We start from the raw sequence: 19547 nt of genomic DNA on the forward strand, positions 1-19547 counted from the left end.
CACAAACGGTATCAGTCAGGCCAGTCCGAGCCGCGCCAGCGCGGCCTTCGCGGCTTCGCCGCCGGCCTGGACCGTCGTCTTGCCGGACTCCCACGCCGTGTGGCAGAGCGCCCGGAGCAGGTCCAGGTCGGCACCTTCGCCGTCGACGGTGAGGACGTCGTCCCCGGCGTCGACCGACCAGCCCGGCCGGGGCCCGATCTTCAGTTCTCCGAGAGTGGACGTGAGTGCGGTGAGGTCGGCCGCGAGGTAGGTACCGCGCTCGGCCGGGACGGCTTCGACCAGCTGCTTCGGCGTCGCGACCCCGGAGAGCACGACCAGCGAGTCGACGCCCGCGGCGACCGCGCCGGCGATGTCGGTGTCGAGCCGGTCGCCGACGACGAGCGGATGCTCGGCACCGGCCGACTTCGCCGCGGTCTCGAACAACAGCGGCTCCGGTTTCCCGGCGACCAGGGGTTCGACTTCGGTGGCGGTCCGCAGCGCGGCGACCATCGAGCCGTTGCCCGGCAGCAGGCCCCGCTCGCTGGGCAGCGTCGCGTCGACGTTGCAGGCCACCCACAGCGCACCCGCCCGGATGGCCAGGCACGCCTCGGCGAGCGCGGCCCAGGTGTTGTCGGGCGAGTGCCCCTGCACGACGGCCTGGACGCTCTCGGCGTTCTCCCGGACGGGCGTGAGCCCGGCCCGGGTGACCTCGGCCGCGAGCGACCCGGTGCCCACGACGAGCACCTCGGCCCCCGGCTCGAGCCGTTCCCGCAGGAGCACGGCACCGGCCTGGGCGCTGGTGTGCACCTCGCCGACGTCGGCGGGCATGCCGAGGCCGACGAGGTGCTCGACGACCTCGGCCGGAGCCTTGGACGCGTTGTTCGTCACGAACCGGACGGGCGTGCCGTGATCACGAGCGGCCTTGACGGTCTCCGGGGCACCCGGGATCACCTGGGTGCCGTGGTAGACGGTGCCGTCGAGATCGAACAGGACGGCGTCGTAGGCCGCCAGCAGGGCGTCAGTCATCCGACTCGTCGGTGACGCCCGGCCCGTCGCCTTCGGCCTTGGCCTGCTCGGGGGCCTCGGCAGTGGTGGCCACCTTCGCCGCCTCGGTCGTCTTGACCGCGTCGGCCGTCTCGGCCGCGGCTGCCGTTGCCGGCTCGTCTGCCTTGGCCGGCTCGGTTGCCTCAGAGTCCTTGGCCGGCTCAGCCGCGTCGGTCGTCGCCGCTTCCTTCGCCGGCTCGTCCGTCTGGGTTGCCTCAGCGGGCTTGTCCGCCTTGGCTACTTCGGCCGGCTCGGTTGCCTCAGCGGTCTTGGCCGCCTCGGTCGCCTTCGCTGCCTCGGTCGCCTTCGCTGCCTCGGTCGCCTTCGCCGGCTCGGTCGCGTTCGCCGGCTCGGTCGCCTTCGCCTCGGTCGACGGCGTCGCCTTGACCGGCTCATCGTCGGTCTTCGTGGGCTCGGTCGTCTTGGCTGCCTTGGCCGGCTCGATCCCTTCGTTCGAGAGGTCCGCGGCGCGCTCGGCCGCGTCGGTCTCGTCGTCGGTGTCGGCGTCGGCCGCGTTGAGGAACCAGCGGATGGCCTCGTCCTTGCGCTCCGCCGCCACCAGGTTGTCGGCGTAGGCGTAGAAGAGCCGCGCGCTCCACGGGTCGCGCTTCCCGGCCTTGAGGTCCGCCCCCTGCAGGGAGACGACCGCGGCGTCGATCTGCCCGAGGTCCCGGCGCGCCCCGGCCGCGACGATCGCGAGCTCGACCTGGGTGGCCTTCGCCAGCTTCGCCGTGTCGACCTCCTTCGCGAGGTCCAAGGCCCGCTCGGGCCGGCCCAGCGCGCGTTCGGCGTCGGCGATGATGGCGATGTGGTCGTCGCTGCGGGTCATCCGGCGGACGGCACGCAGTTCCGACAGCGCCTCCGCCCAGTTGCCGGAGTGGTAGGCCACCAGGCCGAGCGCTTCCCGCACGATCGGCACGCGCGAGGCCTTGGCCTTGGCGTACTTGGCGTGCTCGAGCGCGGCCTCGGGGTCGCTGTCCAGCAGGCCACCGGCCGCGACGAGGTGCTTCCCGACCGTCTCGGCCAGCGCCTTCGGCAGCGTCCTCAGTTCACGGCGGGCTTCCTCGTCGAGGTCGGAGAACTCGATACCGTCGGGCAGCTCCGGCGCCTCCAGGAGCTCCCTCGCGATGGCCTCGTCGTCGAGCGAGGTGGCACCGGGCCGCGGGTTGCGGTGGACGCTGTCCTTGCGCTCGAACTCCCGGCGCACGGGACGGTCCTTGCGGTCACCGTGGTCGCGCGCCGGCCGCTTGTCGTCGCGGGTGTTGTCGAACGGCTTGCCACTGCCGCGCTCGTCCCGGCCGCCGGAGTCGCGCGAACCCCCGCGGTTGTCGTCCCGGCCCTGGTAACCACCGGTGCGACGGTTCTCGTCACGCCCCTGATAACCACCGGGCTTGCGGTCGTCGTCCCGACGCTGGTAGCTACCGGACTCCCGGGAGGTCCCGGGCTTGCGGTCGTCATCGCGACGCTGGTAGCTGCCGGACTCCCGGGAAGTCCCGGGCTTGCGGTCGTCATCGCGACGCTGGTAGCTGCCACGGTCGCCACGCGAGTCGTCCCGCCGGTCGGCTCCGCCGCGGTAGCCGCCGGAGCGCTCACCGCGAGAGTCGTTGCCGCCGCCACCGGAGCGGGCACCACCGGAGTCGTCACGGCGTTCGTAACTGCCGCGACCCCGGTCGTCCGAACGGGAGGCACCGCGGTCGTCGTCGCGACGGGGGTAGCTGCTCTTGCGGTCGTCCGAGCGGAAACCACCGGTCCGCGAACCGCGGTCGTCGGAACGCGGGGCGCTGGACCGAGCACCCTTGTCGTAACCACCGCGGCCACGGTCGTCGGAGCGGGGCGCGCGGTCGTCGTCACGACGCTGGTAACCGCCCTTGCCGCGGTCGTCCGAACGCGGGCCACCGCTGCGCGAACCACGGTCGTCATCACGACGGGGGTAGCTGCTCTTACCGCGATCGTCGGAACGGAAACCGCCGGTCCGCGAACCACGGTCGTCATCACGACGCTCGTAACCGCCCTTGCCGCGGTCATCCGAACGCGGACCACCGGTACGGGAGCCACGGTCGTCATCACGACGGGGGTAACTGCTCTTACCGCGGTCGTCCGAACGGAAACCGCCGGTACGGGGACCACGGTCGTCATCACGACGGGTCGAGCCGCCGCGATCGTCCGAGCGGAAACCACCCGTACGGGGGCCGCGGTCGTCGTCGCGCCGGCCCGAACCGCTGCTGCGGTCTTCCCAGCGCGGCTTGCGGTCGCCGTACGACGACTTGCCCTGCGGACGGCCGCCGCTCGGCCGGCCGCCACGGTCATCCGAGCCGCCGCCCGACCGGCTGCTCGAGCCTTCGTAGCGCCCGCCGGAACGGTTGCCGCCACGATCGTCGGACCGGCCGCCACTGCTACCCGAACGGGCGGGCCCGCCGGAGAAGCGGGTACCGCCACTGGGCCGGCCGCCACGGTCACGGGAGTCACCGGAGTCGCCGCGGTAGCCACCGCGGTCACTCGACGCACGACTGCTGTCACGGCTCTGACCTGCGTATCCTCCACGCTGATCGCGGTCGCGGGGGCCGTCGGCGCCGCGGAACGGCTTGCCGCCGCCGCGCACACCTTGGTCATCACGGCGAGGCCGGCCCTGGTAACCACCGTCGCGGCCGCCTCGGTCCTGCCGGGCACCGCCCTGCGGGTTTCCCCGGGGTGCGTCCGACCGGCTCCGGGAGCCTTCGTCCCGGCGTGCCGACCGGCCGGACCCATCATCGCTTGAGTCTCGTCGACCGAACTCGGACACCTGGCCTCCTGCCGTGGAAAATCTTGGTCTGGACATACGCGTACGGCCCGCTAGGGCAGCCAACTGGCTATCCTAACGGGCCGTACGGAAGGTAAGTTCGGCGGTGTCCTACTCTCCCACAACCCTTCGGTTGCAGTACCATCGGCGCTGTCAAGCTTAGCTTCCGGGTTCGGAATGGGACCGGGCGTTTCCCTGACGCTAAAACCACCGAAACACTGTGAAACACCCACACAAACCCTAACCGTGGGTCGTGTGGTGTCTCAGAAACCGTAGAGTGGATGCGTAACACCTTCGTAGACAAGTCCTCGGCCTATTAGTACCAGTCAACTCGACAACACATTACTGTGCTTCCATATCTGGCCTATCAACCCAATGGTCTATTGGGGGCCTTAACCCACAAAGGGTGGGATACCTCATCTTGGAACAGGCTTCCCGCTTAGATGCCTTCAGCGGTTATCCCTTCCGAACGTGGCCAACCAGCCATGCCCCTGGCGGGACAACTGGCACACCAGAGGTTCGTCCGTCCCGGTCCTCTCGTACTAGGGACAGCCTTCCTCAAGTATCCTACGCGCGCGGCGGATAGGGACCGAACTGTCTCACGACGTTCTAAACCCAGCTCGCGTGCCGCTTTAATGGGCGAACAGCCCAACCCTTGGGACCTACTCCGGCCCCAGGATGCGACGAGCCGACATCGAGGTGCCAAACCATGCCGTCGATATGGACTCTTGGGCAAGATCAGCCTGTTATCCCCGGGGTACCTTTTATCCGTTGAGCGACACCCCTTCCACCAGGTGGTGCCGGATCACTAGTCCCGACTTTCGTCCCTGCTCGACATGTCTGTCTCACAGTCAAGCTCCCTTGTGCACTTGCACTCAACACCTGATTGCCAACCAGGCTGAGGGAACCTTTGGGCGCCTCCGTTACTCTTTAGGAGGCAACCGCCCCAGTTAAACTACCCATCAGGCACTGTCCCTGAACCAGATCATGGCCCGAGGTTCAGATTCCCAATTCGACCAGAGTGGTATTTCAACAACGACTCCACAGTAACTAGCGTCACCGCTTCACAGTCTCCCACCTATCCTACACAAGCCGAACCGAAAACCAATACCAAACTATAGTAAAGGTCCCGGGGTCTTTCCGTCCTGCCGCGCGTAACGAGCATCTTTACTCGTAGTGCAATTTCGCCGGGCCTGTGGTTGAGACAGCCGGAAAGTCGTTACGCCATTCGTGCAGGTCGGAACTTACCCGACAAGGAATTTCGCTACCTTAGGATGGTTATAGTTACCACCGCCGTTTACTGGCGCTTAAATTCTCAGCTTCACCCCCGAAGGGATTAACCGGTCCTCTTAACGTTCCAGCACCGGGCAGGCGTCAGTCCATATACATCGTCTTGCGACTTCGCATGGACCTGTGTTTTTAGTAAACAGTCGCTTTCCGCTGGTCTCTGCGGCCACCCACCCCTAGCCTGTAAAAAGCTTCAGGATGTTTGGCCCCCCTTCTCCCGAAGTTACGGGGGCATTTTGCCGAGTTCCTTAACCACAGTTCACCCGATCGCCTTAGTATTCTCTACCTGACCACCTGTGTTGGTTTGGGGTACGGGCCGTGCATGCACTCACTAGAGGCTTTTCTCGGCAGCATAGGATCACTCTACTTCGCCTCAAACGGCTACGCATCACGTCTCAGAGTATATAAAGCACGGATTTGCCTATGCTTTCTCCTACACGCTTACACCAGGACAACCATCGCCTGGCGGAGCTACCTTCCTGCGTCACCCCATCGCTTGACTACTACGAAATCAGGTCCCACGCTCCACAACACCAACTCCATCCGAAGACTTCGCCGGCGCGCTTTGGGTGGTTAGTATCAAACGCCTCGTCATGGGCGCACATGCTCGGGTACGGGAATATCAACCCGTTGTCCATCGACTACGCCTGTCGGCCTCGCCTTAGGTCCCGACTTACCCTGGGCGGATTAGCCTGGCCCAGGAACCCTTGGTCATCCGGCGGCAGAGTTTCTCACTCTGCATTCGCTACTCATGCCTGCATTCTCACTCCCACACCCTCCACCGCTAGCTTCCGCCACGGCTTCCCTGGGTGCAGGACGCTCCCCTACCCATCAACACGACTACACAAGGACTTCAAGAGCCCAAGTGGATCTATTGTGTCAATGACACAGCTTCGGCGGTGTGCTTAAGCCCCGCTACATTGTCGGCGCAGGACCACTTGACCAGTGAGCTATTACGCACTCTTTCAAGGGTGGCTGCTTCTAAGCCAACCTCCTGGTTGTCTGGGCAATCCCACATCCTTTCCCACTGAGCACACACTTAGGGGCCTTAGCTGGTGTTCTGGGCTGTTTCCCTCTCGACGACGAAGCTTATCCCCCGCCGTCTCACTGCCGCACTCTCACACCACGGTATTCGGAGTTTGGTTGATTTCGGTAACCCGGTAAGGCCCCTAGACCATCCAGTAGCTCTACCCCCGTGGTGAAACATGCGACGCTGCACCTAAATGCATTTCGGGGAGAACCAGCTATCACGGAGTTTGATTGGCCTTTCACCCCTACCCACAGCTCATCCCCTCAGTTTTCAACCTAAGTGGGTTCGGGCCTCCACGACGTCTTACCGTCGCTTCACCCTGGCCATGGGTAGATCACTCCGCTTCGGGTCTAGACCACGCGACTATAGGCGCCCTATTCAGACTCGCTTTCGCTACGGCTACCCCACACGGGTTAACCTCGCCACGCAGCACTAACTCGCAGGCTCATTCTTCAAAAGGCACGCCATCACCATTACAGCTCTGACGGCTTGTAGGCACACGGTTTCAGGTACTCTTTCACTCCCCTCCCGGGGTACTTTTCATCTTTCCCTCACGGTACTAGTCCGCTATCGGTCTTCAGGAAGTATTTAGGCTTACCGGGTGGTCCCGGCAGATTCACAGCAAATTCCACGAGCTCGCTGCTACTCGGGAGCACCATCACACAACACAAACACAGTTTTCGCGTACGGGGCTCTCACCCACTCCGGCCGCCCATCCCAAGGCGTTCCACTAACCATGCCGCATCATGCCCAGAGTGTCAGCTCTGAGAAGACAGGTCCCACAACACCGACTACACAACCCCTGACAGGTATCACATGCAATCGGTTTAGCCTCTTCCGCTTTCGCTCGCCACTACTCACGGAATCACGGTTGTTTTCTCTTCCTACGGGTACTGAGATGTTTCACTTCCCCGCGTTCCCTCCACACACCCTATATATTCAGGTGCGGGTAACACCACATCACTGGTGCTGGGTTTCCCCATTCGGAAATCCTCGGATCACAGCTCGGTTGACAGCTCCCCGAGGCTTATCGCAGCCTCCTACGTCCTTCATCGGCTCCTGAAGCCAAGACATCCACCATGTGCCCTTAACAACTTGACCACAAAGATGCTCGCATCCACTCTACAGTTCTCAAACACCACACCAGAAACAAACCACATTCCCAGGCTGTGTAAGCCCTAAGGCGTGTTGCCTCAGGACCCAACAGTGTGCATAGCAAACAATCACCCTCCGAGGCGCCGGCTCCTTTTTCCACGATCATCCGAAGATGCTCAGTACTAGAGGAGGCATTGCCAACCAAGAGTGACCATAACCAGTAGTTCCACAATTCCTTGAGCAAGCCCGGCAACACTGCATTCGAGTGTTAAACCGTGCCCACCCCACCACGGTGGTTCCGGGTATCCCGGCCGAGTGGATGTGTTGTGCTCCTTAGAAAGGAGGTGATCCAGCCGCACCTTCCGGTACGGCTACCTTGTTACGACTTCGTCCCAATCGCCAGTCCCACCTTCGACCACTCCCTCCCCGAAGGGTTGGGCCATGGGCTTCGGGTGTTACCGACTTTCATGACGTGACGGGCGGTGTGTACAAGGCCCGGGAACGTATTCACCGCAGCGTTGCTGATCTGCGATTACTAGCGACTCCGACTTCACGCAGTCGAGTTGCAGACTGCGATCCGAACTGAGACCGGCTTTAAGGGATTCGCTCCACCTCGCGGTATCGCAGCCCTCTGTACCAGCCATTGTAGCATGTGTGAAGCCCTGGACATAAGGGGCATGATGACTTGACGTCATCCCCACCTTCCTCCGAGTTGACCCCGGCAGTCTCCCACGAGTCCCCGCCATAACGCGCTGGCAACGTAGGATAAGGGTTGCGCTCGTTGCGGGACTTAACCCAACATCTCACGACACGAGCTGACGACAGCCATGCACCACCTGTACACCAACCACAAGGGAAGCCCCATCTCTGGGGATGTCTGGCGCATGTCAAGCCCAGGTAAGGTTCTTCGCGTTGCATCGAATTAATCCACATGCTCCGCCGCTTGTGCGGGCCCCCGTCAATTCCTTTGAGTTTTAGCCTTGCGGCCGTACTCCCCAGGCGGGGTGCTTAATGCGTTAGCTACGGCACGGACAACGTGGAATGTCGCCCACACCTAGCACCCACCGTTTACAGCGTGGACTACCAGGGTATCTAATCCTGTTCGCTCCCCACGCTTTCGCTCCTCAGCGTCAGTATCGGCCCAGAGACCCGCCTTCGCCACCGGTGTTCCTCCTGATATCTGCGCATTTCACCGCTACACCAGGAATTCCAGTCTCCCCTACCGAACTCAAGTCTGCCCGTATCGACTGCACGCTGAAGGTTAAGCCTCCAGATTTCACAGCCGACGCGACAAACCGCCTACGAGCTCTTTACGCCCAATAAATCCGGACAACGCTTGCACCCTACGTATTACCGCGGCTGCTGGCACGTAGTTAGCCGGTGCTTCTTATCCAGGTACCGTCACTTGCGCTTCGTCCCTGGCGAAAGAGGTTTACAACCCGAAGGCCGTCATCCCTCACGCGGCGTCGCTGCATCAGGCTTTCGCCCATTGTGCAATATTCCCCACTGCTGCCTCCCGTAGGAGTCTGGGCCGTGTCTCAGTCCCAGTGTGGCCGGTCACCCTCTCAGGCCGGCTACCCGTCGTCGCCTTGGTAGGCCATTACCCCACCAACAAGCTGATAGGCCGCGGGTTCATCCTGCACCGCCTGAACTTTCAACAACTCTCCATGCGAAAAGTTGTGATATCCGGTATTAGACCTCGTTTCCAAGGCTTATCCCAGAGTGCAGGGCAGATTACCCACGTGTTACTCACCCGTTCGCCACTAATCCACCCGAAGGCTTCATCGTTCGACTTGCATGTGTTAAGCACGCCGCCAGCGTTCGTCCTGAGCCAGGATCAAACTCTCCATCAATGAATAGTTTAATCGAGGCAAATTAATGCTCTCAAAGGAACCTCATACGAGGTTTCAAAACATAAGCTCTACTGGCTTAGTTCACTAGCACACTGTTGAGTTCTCAAGCAACACACTCTGGAATCACCCACGTTACCCGCGGGCTCAACCTCGGCGATTGTTTCAAGCTATTTTGGTGGGACACCCACTCAATCGCTTCTGCGAGAGCTTGGTTCGTGTCCCGGTGGCCACCCGGTTTCCCTGGCGACTTGGAGAACTTTACATGGCCTTCCGGGGCCCGAAACAGGGGGGTACCTTAACCGCGTTCCCGCAGGTCAGACCCCTGTTCCGGGCCACGGAGCCGGCTAGCCGCCGAGCGCGACGCCGGCGACGTTGCGCCGGCCCCGGCGGACGACGAGCCACTTGCCGTGGAGCGCGTCCTCCGAAGCGGGCTTCCACTCCTCGTCGGCGATCTTCACGTTGTTCACGTACGCGCCGCCTTCCTTCACCGTGCGACGCGCGGCGCCCTTGCTGTCGACCAGTCCCCCGGCCAGCAGCAGGTCGACGATCGTCGCCTCCCCGGACGAGTCGACCTTCCCGTTCGGGACCTCGGCCATGGCCGCGTCGAGCGTGCGCTCGTCGAGGTCGGCCAGCTCGCCGCGGCCGAACAGGGCCTGGCTGGCGTTGATCACCTGCCGGGTCTGGTCCTCGCCGTGCACCAGGCTGGTGAACTCCTCGGCCAGCCGTTTCTGCGCGGAGCGCAGGTGGGGCCGTTGTTCGGTGTCCTCGGCCAGCGCGGCGATCTCCTCCTGGTCGAGGAACGTGAACATCCGCAGGTAGCGGACCACGTCGGCGTCACCCACGTTGACGAAGTACTGGTACCAGGCGTACGGCGAGGTCATGTCCGGGTCGAGCCACAGGTTGCCGCCGCCGGTGGACTTGCCGAACTTGCGGCCCTCGGCGTCGGTGACCAGCGGCGCGGTCAGCGCGTGCACGCCCGCCCCTTCGGTGCGGCGGATCAGGTCCACCCCGCCGACGAGGTTGCCCCACTGGTCGGACCCGCCGACCTGCAGCTTGCAGCCGTACTGGCGGTAGAGCTGCTGGTAGTCCTGCGACTGCAGGAGCAGGTAGCTGAACTCGGTGTACGACATGCCGTCGCTCTCGAGCCGGCGCTTGACCGTCTCCCGGTTGAGCATGACGTTGATCGAGAAGTGCTTCCCGACGTCGCGCAGGAACTCCAGGACGTTCTGCTGGCCGGTCCAGTTGAGGTTGTTCTCGACGACCGCGCCGATCGGGCTGTCGTCGAAGTCGACGAACCGCTCCAGCTGGCCGCGGATGCGCCCGGCCCACTCGGCGACGACGTCGAGGGTGTTCAGGGTGCGCTCACCGGTGTCCCGCGGGTCGCCGATCATTCCGGTCGCGCCGCCGGCCAGCACGATCGGCCGGTGCCCGGCGCGCTGGAACCGCTTGAGCATGAGCAGCGGGACGAGGTTGCCGGCGTGCAGGCTGGGCGCGGTGGGGTCGAAACCGCAATAGAGCGTCACAGGACCCTGGTCGAGCTCGCGCCGGAGGGCGTCGATGTCGGTGGACTGCGCGATGAGGCCGCGCCAGGACAGCTCGTCGAGGATGTGTTCGCTCACGCCTGTAGATCCTCCCGCACCAGGTCAACCGACTAACTGGCGGGTCGGACCCGGCGCTTCCCGCCGCGGCGGTAGGTGGACACGGCCGCGGAGGCGCCGTCCCAGAACCGCCACGGCGTGTCGATCGCCGTCGCGACGCCGACGCGGGGGCCGACCCGGATCCGTTCGGCCGGTACGCGCTCGCCGACGTACAGCCGCACCGGCGACGCCGGGTCGGTCAGGTCGACGCCGTTCTGCTCACGGTCGACGCGCAGCACGGACGTGAGGATCGCCGGGCCCTTGGCCAGCTCGCCGGTCCCCCGGGCGTTCGGGCGCCGCTTGCGGACGACGTCGAGACCCGAGACGACTTCGCCGGCTCGCAGCAGGACCGCGCCCGGCATGTCCTCGTGGGTGCCGACGACGTTCGCGCAGAAGTGCATCCCGTAGACGAAGTACACGTAGAGGTGCCCCGCGGGACCCCACATGACCGCGTTGCGCGGGGTCCGGCCGCGGTAGCAGTGCGACGCCGGATCGTCCTCGCCGCGGTAGGCCTCGACCTCGACCAGCCGGACGCCGACGGTGCCGTCGGGCCCGGTCGCCTCCAGCACGGACCCGAGCAGCAGGTGGGCCAGGTCGACCGGGTCCAGTGCCAGTTCGGCGCGGGTGAACAACCGGCCTGCGTCGCCGCTCAAGCGTCCCCTCCTCCGGGAAGTCGTGCGCCAGCCCGACGAGCCGGGCCGGCGGTGCCGCCGGCCCGGCTCGCCGGCTCAGTTCAGCCAGTGCCGGGCGGCGGTGACCCGCTCTTCGAGGCGCGCGCGCTGCTCGGCCACCCGGACCGGCGCGGTGCCGCCCCGCGCGTCACGGGACTGCACCGAGCCTTCGACGGTCAGGACCTCCCGCACCGCGGAGGTCAACGCCGGGTTGATCTTCTCGAACTCCTCGTCGGTGAGCTCGTCCAGGCCGACACCGCGCGACTCGGCGACGCGGACGCTCTCGCCCGCCGCTTCGTGCGCGACGCGGAAGGGGACGCCCTGGCGCACCAGCCACTCCGCGATGTCGGTGGCCAGCGTGAACCCGGCCGGGGCCAGCTCGGCGAGCCGCTCGGTGTGGAAGGTCAGGGTGGCGAGCATCCCGGCGATGGCCGGGAACAGGAGCTCGAGCTGCTCGACCGAGTCGAACACCGGCTCCTTGTCCTCCTGCAGGTCCCGGTTGTAGGCCAGCGGCTGCGCCTTCAGCGTCGCCAGCAGGCCGGTGAGGTTGCCGATGAGCCGGCCCGCCTTGCCGCGGGTCAGCTCGGCGACGTCCGGGTTCTTCTTCTGCGGCATGATCGAGCTGCCGGTGGCCCAGGCGTCGTCCAGCGTCACGTAGCCGAACTCGGCGGTGTTCCAGATGATCACCTCTTCGGCGATCCGGGACAGGTTGATCGCCAGCATCGAGACGGCGAAGGCGAACTCGGCGACGAAGTCGCGCGAGGCGGTGCCGTCGATGGAGTTCTCGACGCTGGTCGCGAAGCCGAGCTCCTCCGCGACCGCCTCCGGGTCGAGCCCCAGCGACGAGCCGGCCAGCGCGCCCGAGCCGTACGGCGACTCGGCCGTGCGGGCGTCCCAGTCCTGCAGCCGCGAGACGTCGCGCAGCAGCGCCTGGCCGTGGGCCATCAGGTGGTGCGCGAGCAGCACCGGCTGGGCGTGCTGCAGGTGCGTGCGGCCGGGCAGGATCGCGTCCGGGTGCCGCTTGGCCTGCGAGACCAGCGCGTCGATGATGTCGAGGGTGCCGGCGACGACCCGGCGGGCGGCGTCCCGCAGCCACATCCGGAAGAGGGTCGCCACCTGGTCGTTGCGCGACCGGCCGGCGCGCAGCTTGCCGCCGAGGTCGGTACCCGCCCGCTCCAGCAGCCCGCGCTCGAGTGCCGTGTGCACGTCCTCGTCGGCGATCGTCGGGGTGAACGCCCCCGAGGCGACGTCCTGGGCGAGGGTGTCCAGCGCGGTCAGCATCCCGGCCAGCTCGTCGCCGGTGAGCAGGCCCGCCTTGCTCAGCACGCGCGCGTGCGCGCGGGACCCGGCGATGTCGTAGGGCGCCAGGCGCCAGTCGAAGTGCGTCGACGCGCTCAGCGCCGCCATGGCCTCCGCCGGACCGCTGGCGAACCGGCCGCCCCACAGCTGCACCGGCTGCTCGTTCCCGCTCACTGTTCTCGCTTCTCCTAGATCTGTTTCCGTGTGTGGTTCAGGCTTGCGCGGTGATCCTGCCGGGCCGCGCGACGTGCTCGGCCGCGGTCTCGTCGGCACGCGGGTCGAGCGCGGTGACGCGGCCGTCGTGCAGCAACAGCCGCACTTCGCCCGAGACCGTCTCCTGCGCTTCGGCGACGAAGCTGTCCAACGCGTGCTTCAGCGGTGAGAACCACTGCCCGTCGCGGACCAGGGTGGTCCATTCGCGGTCGACCTGCCGCTTGAACCGGGCCAGTGCCGGCTCGAGGGTTCCGCTTTCCAGCGCGCGGTGCGCCGTGACCAGCGCGAGCGCGCCCGGAGCCGCGAACGTCCGCCCGTCTTCGGTCCGGTATTTCCCGGCGCCCTGTGCCGCCGCCCGGCGGTTCAGCCTCCGGAGCGCTCCGGCGACCGAGACCGTCTCGCCGTCGACCGCCACCGGCACCCCGCTGTCGAAGGTCACGGTGACTTCCTCCGGGGCGAGGAACTCCCCGTCCGCGGGGAACCGCCACCGGTCGGCGGGTTCGGCCACGTACCCCCAGAGGGTCCGCTCGGCCGCGGGCACGCCGGGCACCGCGAGCACGCGGAGATCGGGCGCCACGGCGGCCATCCCGGCCGCGAACCGGCGCTCACCTCGCCCGGTGTACCCGTGGGCGACGGTCGTGGCGCCGTGCCGCCGGGCCGCGTCGGCCAGGCGGCGGACGACCGCCGGCCACGCCAGCCCGGTGACGAGCGCGTTGGCCTGGATCGCCGGGAGGCAGTGGTCGTCCGCGAAGGCGGTCACGTCGCGGATCGAGCCGCCGGCCGGCGGGTGGCCGCCGAGGTCGACGGCGAGCGTCACGACCTCGGCTCCGGTCTCCTCGGCGAGCTTCGCGGCCGCGGAGGTGACCTCCCCACCGGCACCGGCGAGCACGATCATGGCGTTGTCTCGTCTCCGTGTTCCGCGACCGAGCGCTGGGCCAGCGCGGCGAAGCGTTCGGCGAGTTCCTTGCCGGACAACGGTTCCCGGGCGATGACGGCGACCGTGTCGTCACCCGCGATCGAGCCCACGACCTCCTCCAGCGCCGCCCGGTCGATGGCGCTGGCCAGGAACTGCGCCGCGCCCGGCGGGGTCCGCAGCACCATCAGGTTGCCCGACGAGTCGGCCGAGACCATCAGTTCGGCGAGCAGCCGGGACAGGCGTGACGTACCGCCCTGGACCCCGCGGACCGGGCTGCCGTCCTCGGGGATCACGTAGACCGGCGCGCCGGAGTCCGGGCCGCGCAGCTTGACCGCGCCCAGCTCGTCGAGGTCGCGCGACAGCGTCGCCTGGGTGACGTCGATGCCCTCGGCGGCCAGCAGTTTCGCGAGCTCGGTCTGGCTGCGGATGGTCGTGGACGACACCAGCTCGGTGATCCTGGCCTGCCGCCCCACCCGGCTGCTGGTCACGGTCGGCTCTTTTCCGGTCGGCTCTCTTCGAACAGCCAGACCAGCAACGCCTTCTGGGCGTGCAACCGGTTCTCGGCCTCGTCCCACACCGCGCTGGCCGGGCCGTCGAGCACCTCGTCGGTGATCTCCCAGCCGCGGTGCGCCGGCAGGCAGTGGAGCACGATCGCGTCGTCCGCGGCCTTCTTCAGCAGCTCGGTGTTGACCTGGAGGGCGCGGAACGGGCCGATCCGGTCGAGGCCGTCGTTCTCCTGCCCCATCGACGTCCAGGTGTCGGTGACGAGCACGTCGGCCCCGGCCACCGCGTCGTACGGGTCGGTGAACACCGTGGCCGTGCCGCCGGTCTCCTCGCCGCGTGTCTTGGCGTCGAGGATGACCTGCTGGTCGGGTTGGAAGCCGAGCGGCGAGACCACGCGGACGTGCATCCCGGCGGTGACGCCGCCGAGCAGCAGCGAGTGTGCCATGTTGTTGGCGCCGTCGCCCAGGTAGACGAGGGTGAGCCCGGCGAGCTCGCCCTTGCGTTCGCGGATCGTCATCAGGTCGGTGAGCACCTGGCACGGGTGGAACTCGTCGGTCAGCGCGTTGACGACCGGGATCGACGCGGCCGAGGCCATCGCCTCGATGCGCTTCTGCGCGAAGGTCCGCCAGACGATCGCGTCCACGTACCGCGACAGCACGCGCGAAGTGTCCTCGATCGTCTCTTCGCGGCCCAGTTGCATCGACCGGCCGTCGACGATCACCGGGTGCCCGCCGAGCTGGCTGATGCCGACCTCGAACGAGAAGCGGGTACGGGTCGAGTTCTTCTCGAAGATCGCCGTGACGGACTTGCCGGCCAGCGTGCGGTTGGCGAGCGGGTCGGCCTTCAGCGCGTCGGCGAGGTCGAGGATGGCTTTCTGCTCGGCGGGACTGACGTCGTCGTCGCGGAGGAAGTGGCGGGGCATCAGTCGGAGTCCTTCGTGGTGGAGTCGAGCGCGTTCGGGAGGGCGGCGAGGAAGCCCTCGGCCTGACCGGCGTCGAGCACGAGCGGCGGCGCGAGCCGGATCGTGTCCGGGGCGACCGGGTTGACGAGGTAGCCGGCGTCCTGCATCGCCTTGCCGACCACGCCGGAGACCGGCCGGCGCAGCGCGATCCCGAGCAGCAGGCCGCTGCCCCGCACGCCGGCGACCAGCGGGTGGCCGAGCGCCTCGACACCGGCCGCGATGTCCTTGCCCAGCGCGGAGACGTGGTCGAGGAGGTTGTCCGCGGCGATGGTCCGGAGCACGGCCAGGCCGGCCGCGCAGCAGACGGGGTTGCCGCCGAAAGTGGTGCCGTGCTGGCCGGGCTTGAGCAGGTCGGCCGCCGCGCCGACGCCGATCACGGCGCCGAGCGGCAGGCCGCCGCCGAGGCCCTTGGCCAGGGTGATCACGTCCGGCACGATGCCGGCCTGCTGGTAGCCGAACCAGGTGCCGAGCCGGCCGAGGCCGGTCTGCACCTCGTCGAGCACCAGCAGCGTGCCGGTGGCCTTGGTGATCTCGCGCGCGGCCTGCAGGTAGCCATCCGGTGCCGGGATCACGCCGGCCTCGCCGAGCACCGGCTCCAGGAACACGGCCGCGGTGTCGGTGTCGACGGCGGCTTTGAGCGCCGCGACGTCGCCGAACGGCACGTGCTCGACCCCGGGTACCAGTGGCTTGAACGGGTCGCGCTTGCCGGGCTGCCCGGTGAGCGTCAGCGCGCCCATGGTCCGGCCGTGGAACGCGCCTTCGGCCGCGATCACCTTGGTGCGCCCGGTCAGCCGGCTGATCTTCAACGCCGCTTCGTTCGCTTCGGCACCGGAGTTGACGAACAGCACCTTGCCGTTGCCGTGCACGCCGGCCACGTCGAGCAGCGCCTCGGCGAGCTCGACGGCGACCGGGTTGACGTACAGGTTCGACGTGTGGCCGAGCCGCGAGATCTGCTCGGTGACCGCGGCGACGATCGCGGGGTGCGCGTGGCCGAGCGCGTTGACGGCGATGCCGCCGACCAGGTCGACGTACTCCTTGCCGTCGGCGTCCCACACCTTCGCGCCCTCGCCGCGGACGAGCGTCAGCGCGGGGGTGCCGTAGTTGTCCATCAGGGCGGACTTCCAGTGCTGCTGGCCGTCCACATTGGACTTGAGGTCGGTCACGGGAGCTCCGTTTCGGGGAAGACCATGGTGCCGACGCCACGGGAGGTGAAGACCTCCAGCAGCACCGAATGGGCGAGCCTGCCGTCGATCACGTGCGCCCGGCGCACCCCGCCGCGGATGGCGCGCACGCACGCCTCCATCTTCGGGATCATGCCGCTGGCCAGGGTGGGCAGCATCGGTTCGAGGTGGTCGACGCGGATGCGGTCGATCAGCGACGACCGGTCCGGCCAGTCCGCGTACAGGCCTTCGACGTCGGTGAGCACGACGAGCTTTTCGGCGCCCAGCGCGGCCGCCAGCGCGCCGGCGGCGGTGTCGGCGTTGACGTTGTGGACCACGCCGTCGACGTCCGGGGCGACGGTGGACACCACCGGGATGCGCCCGGCGTTGACGATGTCGAGGACCGCGTCCGGGTTGACCTCGGCGACCTCGCCGACCAGCCCGATGTCGACTTGTTCACCGTCCACGGTGGCCTGTTTGCGCTCGGCGGTGAACAGCCGGGCGTCCTCGCCGGAGATGCCGACCGCGTACGGCCCGTGGGCGTTGATCAGCCCGACCAGCTCGCGGCTGACCTGGCCGGTGAGCACCATCCGGACGATGTCCATCGTCTCCGGCGTGGTGACGCGCAGGCCGCCCTTGAACTCGCCGGGCACCCCGAGCCGGTTGAGCATCGCGGTGATCTGCGGGCCGCCGCCGTGCACCACGACCGGACGCAGGCCGGCCAGGCGGAGGAACACCATGTCCTCGGCGAAGGCCGCCTTCAGCTCGTCGTCGATCATGGCGTTGCCGCCGTACTTCACCACCACGGTGGCGCCGTGGAACCGCTGCAGCCACGGCAGGGCCTCGATGAGCACCCCGGCCTTCTCGGCCGCCGTCGCCAGTCTCTCGTCCGCGGAAATCAGGGCCTCCGAGCCGCTCATGAGGAGTACGCGCTGTTCTCTTCGACGTAACCGTGCGAAAGATCGGTGGTGTAGACGGTGGACGTGGCCGGCCCGACTCCCAGGTCGACGACGATCTCGATGGCGCGGCCGGTGAGGTCCGCTTCGGACCGGTCGGCGGCCGGCATCCCCTTCGCGAACAGCGTGACGCCGTTGACCGCGATCGACACGGTCTCCGGGTCGATGCGGGCCGGGACGCGGCCGAGCGCCATGGCGATCCGGCCCCAGTTGGGGTCGGAGCCGAAGAGCGCCGTCTTGACCAGGTTGTCCTCGGCGATCGTGCGGGCGACGGCGATCGCGTCGGCCTCCGACTCCGCGCCCTGGACGGTGATGTCGACGTCCTTCGTCGCGCCTTCGGAGTCGGCGCGCAGCTGGAGCACCAGGTCGTGGCTGACCGCGGTGAGCAGCTCGGTCAGCTCCGCCTCGGTGGGCTCGACGCCGCTCGCGCCGGAAGCCAGGACCAGCACCGTGTCGTTGGTGGACGTGCCGCCGTCGACGTCGAGGCGGTCGAACGTGACGTGGGTGGCCGCGCGCAGGGCGCGGTCGAGGGTTTCCTTGTCCGCCACGGCGTCGGTGGTGAGGACCGAGAGCATGGTGGCGAGGTTCGGGGCGAGCATGCCCGCGCCCTTGGCGAACCCGCCGACGCTCCAGCCGGCGTCGTGCTTCGCGAAGGCCTGCTTCGGTTTCGTGTCGGTGGTCATCACGCCGGTGGCGGCGTTCAGGCCCGCCTCGTCGCTCGCGTCGAGCGCCTTGACGGCCGTGTCCACCCCGGCCAGCACGGCGTCCATCGGCAGCCGTTCGCCGATCAGGCCGGTGGAGCAGACGGCGACCTCGATCGCGCCGGCGCCGAGCACCTCGGCGACCTTCTCGGCCGTGGCGTGGGTGTCCTGGAAGCCGCCGGGACCGGTGGCCGCGTTGGCGCCGCCGGAGTTGAGGACGACGGCCTTGAGCCGCTGCTGCTTGAGCACCTCCTGCGACCACAGCACGGGCGCGGCCTTGATCACGTTGCGCGTGAACACGCCCGCGGCGACGTCGAGCGGGCCGTCGTTGACGACCAGAGTGAAGTCGAGCGCGCCGGACGCCTTGATCCCGGCGGCGATGCCGGCGGCGCGGAAGCCCTGGGGGCCGGTGACGGTCACGGTGCCACTCCTACGGTGGAAAGTCCGGTGGTCTCGGGGAGGCCGAGGGCCAGGTTCATGGACTGGACGGCACCGCCCGCGGTGCCCTTGGTCAGGTTGTCGATGGCGGCGACGACGACCAGGCGCCGTGCGTCGGTGTCGACCGTGACCTGCAGCTGGACGTTGTTCGAGCCGAGCGTCGCGGAAGTGGTCGGCCAGGCGCCTTCGGGCAGTAGCTGGACGAACGGCTCCGCGTCGTAGGCCTTTTCGTAGGCCGCGCGGGCCGCGGTCTCGTCGACGCCGTCCTTCAGCGGGGCGCTCGCGGTGGTCAGGATGCCGCGGGGCATCGGCGCGAGGACCGGGGTGAAGGACACGGTGACCTTCTCCGCCGCGACGGCCGAGAGGTTCTGGGCGAACTCCGGGGTGTGGCGGTGGGCGCCGCCGACGCCGTACGCGCTCGCCGAACCCATCACCTCGGAGCCGAGCAGGTTCGGCTTCAGGCTCTTGCCCGCGCCGGAGGTGCCCGTGACCGCGACGACCGTCACGTCGGGCTCGATCAGGCCGGCGGCCAAGGCCGGCGCGAGGGCGAGCGAACCGCCGGTCGGGAAGCAGCCCGGTACGGCGACGCGCTTCGTGCCGGTGAGCTTCTCTCGCGCGCCGGGCAGCTCGGGAAGGCCGTACGGCCACTGGCCGGCGTGGTCGCCGCCGTACCAGCGCTGCCAGTCGGCCGGGTCGGCCAGCCGGTGGTCGGCGCCGAGGTCGACCACCAGGACGTCCGGGCCGAGCCGCGCCGCGATCGCGGCGGAATGCCCGTGGGGCAGGGCCAGGAAGACGACGTCGTGGCCGGCCAGGGTCTCCGGCGTCGTCTCCGCCAGGACGCGGTCGGCCAGCGGGACCAGGTGCGGCTGGTGGACGCCGAGCCTCGTGCCGGCGCTGCTGGCCGCCGTGAGCGTGCCGATCTCGACCTCGGGATGGGTCAGCAGCAGGCGCAGGAGTTCGCCACCCGCGTACCCGCTGGCTCCGGCCACCGCGATGTTCACCGTCATACGCATGATTATGCACACCC

The 19547-nt window shown here is 67.7% G+C and carries 13 protein-coding genes and 3 rRNA genes; 1 reads left to right on the forward strand and 15 read right to left on the reverse strand.

Annotation, left to right across the window (positions count from 1 at the left end):
• Positions 1 to 15: 15 nt before the first annotated feature.
• Both OHS18_RS14930 and OHS18_RS14935 read right to left on the reverse strand, forming a co-directional pair.
• Positions 16 to 1005 carry an HAD-IIA family hydrolase gene (locus tag OHS18_RS14930; protein WP_328617457.1) on the reverse strand — a complete coding sequence of 330 codons (990 nt, stop codon included), beginning with the start codon at positions 1003 to 1005 and terminating at the stop codon, positions 16 to 18.
• Positions 998 to 2230: a hypothetical protein gene (locus OHS18_RS14935; protein ID WP_328617458.1), complete on the reverse strand. Its 1233-nt coding sequence runs from the start codon at positions 2228 to 2230 to the stop codon at positions 998 to 1000. Before OHS18_RS14935 ends, OHS18_RS14930 begins: the two co-directional genes overlap by 8 nt.
• On the opposite strand from OHS18_RS14935, the gene OHS18_RS14940 reads away from it, so the two are divergent.
• Positions 2195 to 3778, forward strand: a complete 1584-nt coding sequence (locus OHS18_RS14940) for a hypothetical protein (RefSeq protein ID WP_328617459.1) — start codon at positions 2195 to 2197, stop codon at positions 3776 to 3778. The genes OHS18_RS14935 and OHS18_RS14940 overlap by 36 nt on opposite strands.
• A 119-nt stretch (positions 3779 to 3897) precedes the next feature.
• Here the strand turns inward: OHS18_RS14940 and rrf are convergent.
• The 13 genes from rrf to argC form a co-directional block, all read right to left on the reverse strand.
• Positions 3898 to 4014: ribosomal RNA gene (gene rrf, locus OHS18_RS14945) — 5S ribosomal RNA — on the reverse strand.
• Between the two features lie 81 nt (positions 4015 to 4095).
• A 23S ribosomal RNA gene (locus OHS18_RS14950) occupies positions 4096 to 7217 on the reverse strand.
• Positions 7218 to 7548: 331 nt separating this feature from the next.
• Positions 7549 to 9064, reverse strand: a 16S ribosomal RNA gene (locus OHS18_RS14955).
• The 16S, 23S and 5S rRNA genes sit together here, the layout of an rRNA operon.
• Before the next feature lie 344 nt (positions 9065 to 9408).
• On the reverse strand, positions 9409 to 10683 hold the full coding sequence (tyrS, locus tag OHS18_RS14960; protein ID WP_328617460.1) for a tyrosine--tRNA ligase: 1275 nt from the start codon (positions 10681 to 10683) through the stop codon (positions 9409 to 9411).
• Between the two features lie 32 nt (positions 10684 to 10715).
• Positions 10716 to 11354: a DNA-3-methyladenine glycosylase gene (locus tag OHS18_RS14965; RefSeq protein WP_328452316.1), complete on the reverse strand. Its 639-nt coding sequence runs from the start codon at positions 11352 to 11354 to the stop codon at positions 10716 to 10718.
• Between the two features lie 75 nt (positions 11355 to 11429).
• On the reverse strand, positions 11430 to 12845 hold the full coding sequence (gene argH / locus OHS18_RS14970; protein WP_328617461.1) for an argininosuccinate lyase: 1416 nt from the start codon (positions 12843 to 12845) through the stop codon (positions 11430 to 11432).
• Positions 12846 to 12882: 37 nt separating this feature from the next.
• The gene (locus OHS18_RS14975) at positions 12883 to 13779 is read right to left on the reverse strand and encodes an argininosuccinate synthase domain-containing protein (protein ID WP_328617462.1); all 897 of its coding nucleotides are present in this window, start codon (positions 13777 to 13779) and stop codon (positions 12883 to 12885) included.
• Positions 13776 to 14288, reverse strand: coding sequence for an arginine repressor (locus tag OHS18_RS14980; protein WP_328617463.1), 513 nt, complete (start codon positions 14286 to 14288; stop codon positions 13776 to 13778). The genes OHS18_RS14975 and OHS18_RS14980 overlap by 4 nt, the downstream gene beginning before the upstream one ends.
• The gene (argF, locus tag OHS18_RS14985; RefSeq protein ID WP_328452308.1) at positions 14285 to 15226 is read right to left on the reverse strand and encodes an ornithine carbamoyltransferase; all 942 of its coding nucleotides are present in this window, start codon (positions 15224 to 15226) and stop codon (positions 14285 to 14287) included. Before argF ends, OHS18_RS14980 begins: the two co-directional genes overlap by 4 nt.
• Positions 15226 to 16428, reverse strand: coding sequence for an acetylornithine transaminase (locus OHS18_RS14990; protein WP_328617464.1), 1203 nt, complete (start codon positions 16426 to 16428; stop codon positions 15226 to 15228). Before OHS18_RS14990 ends, argF begins: the two co-directional genes overlap by 1 nt.
• The gene (gene argB / locus OHS18_RS14995) at positions 16425 to 17345 is read right to left on the reverse strand and encodes an acetylglutamate kinase (RefSeq protein WP_328452304.1); all 921 of its coding nucleotides are present in this window, start codon (positions 17343 to 17345) and stop codon (positions 16425 to 16427) included. The genes OHS18_RS14990 and argB overlap by 4 nt, the downstream gene beginning before the upstream one ends.
• Positions 17342 to 18502 carry a bifunctional glutamate N-acetyltransferase/amino-acid acetyltransferase ArgJ gene (gene argJ / locus OHS18_RS15000; RefSeq protein ID WP_328452302.1) on the reverse strand — a complete coding sequence of 387 codons (1161 nt, stop codon included), beginning with the start codon at positions 18500 to 18502 and terminating at the stop codon, positions 17342 to 17344. Before argJ ends, argB begins: the two co-directional genes overlap by 4 nt.
• The gene (gene argC, locus OHS18_RS15005; RefSeq protein ID WP_328617465.1) at positions 18499 to 19527 is read right to left on the reverse strand and encodes an N-acetyl-gamma-glutamyl-phosphate reductase; all 1029 of its coding nucleotides are present in this window, start codon (positions 19525 to 19527) and stop codon (positions 18499 to 18501) included. The genes argJ and argC overlap by 4 nt, the downstream gene beginning before the upstream one ends.
• Positions 19528 to 19547 lie beyond the last annotated feature (20 nt).

This window comes from Amycolatopsis sp. NBC_00355, from assembly GCF_036104975.1.
Lineage (GTDB): Bacteria > Actinomycetota > Actinomycetes > Mycobacteriales > Pseudonocardiaceae > Amycolatopsis.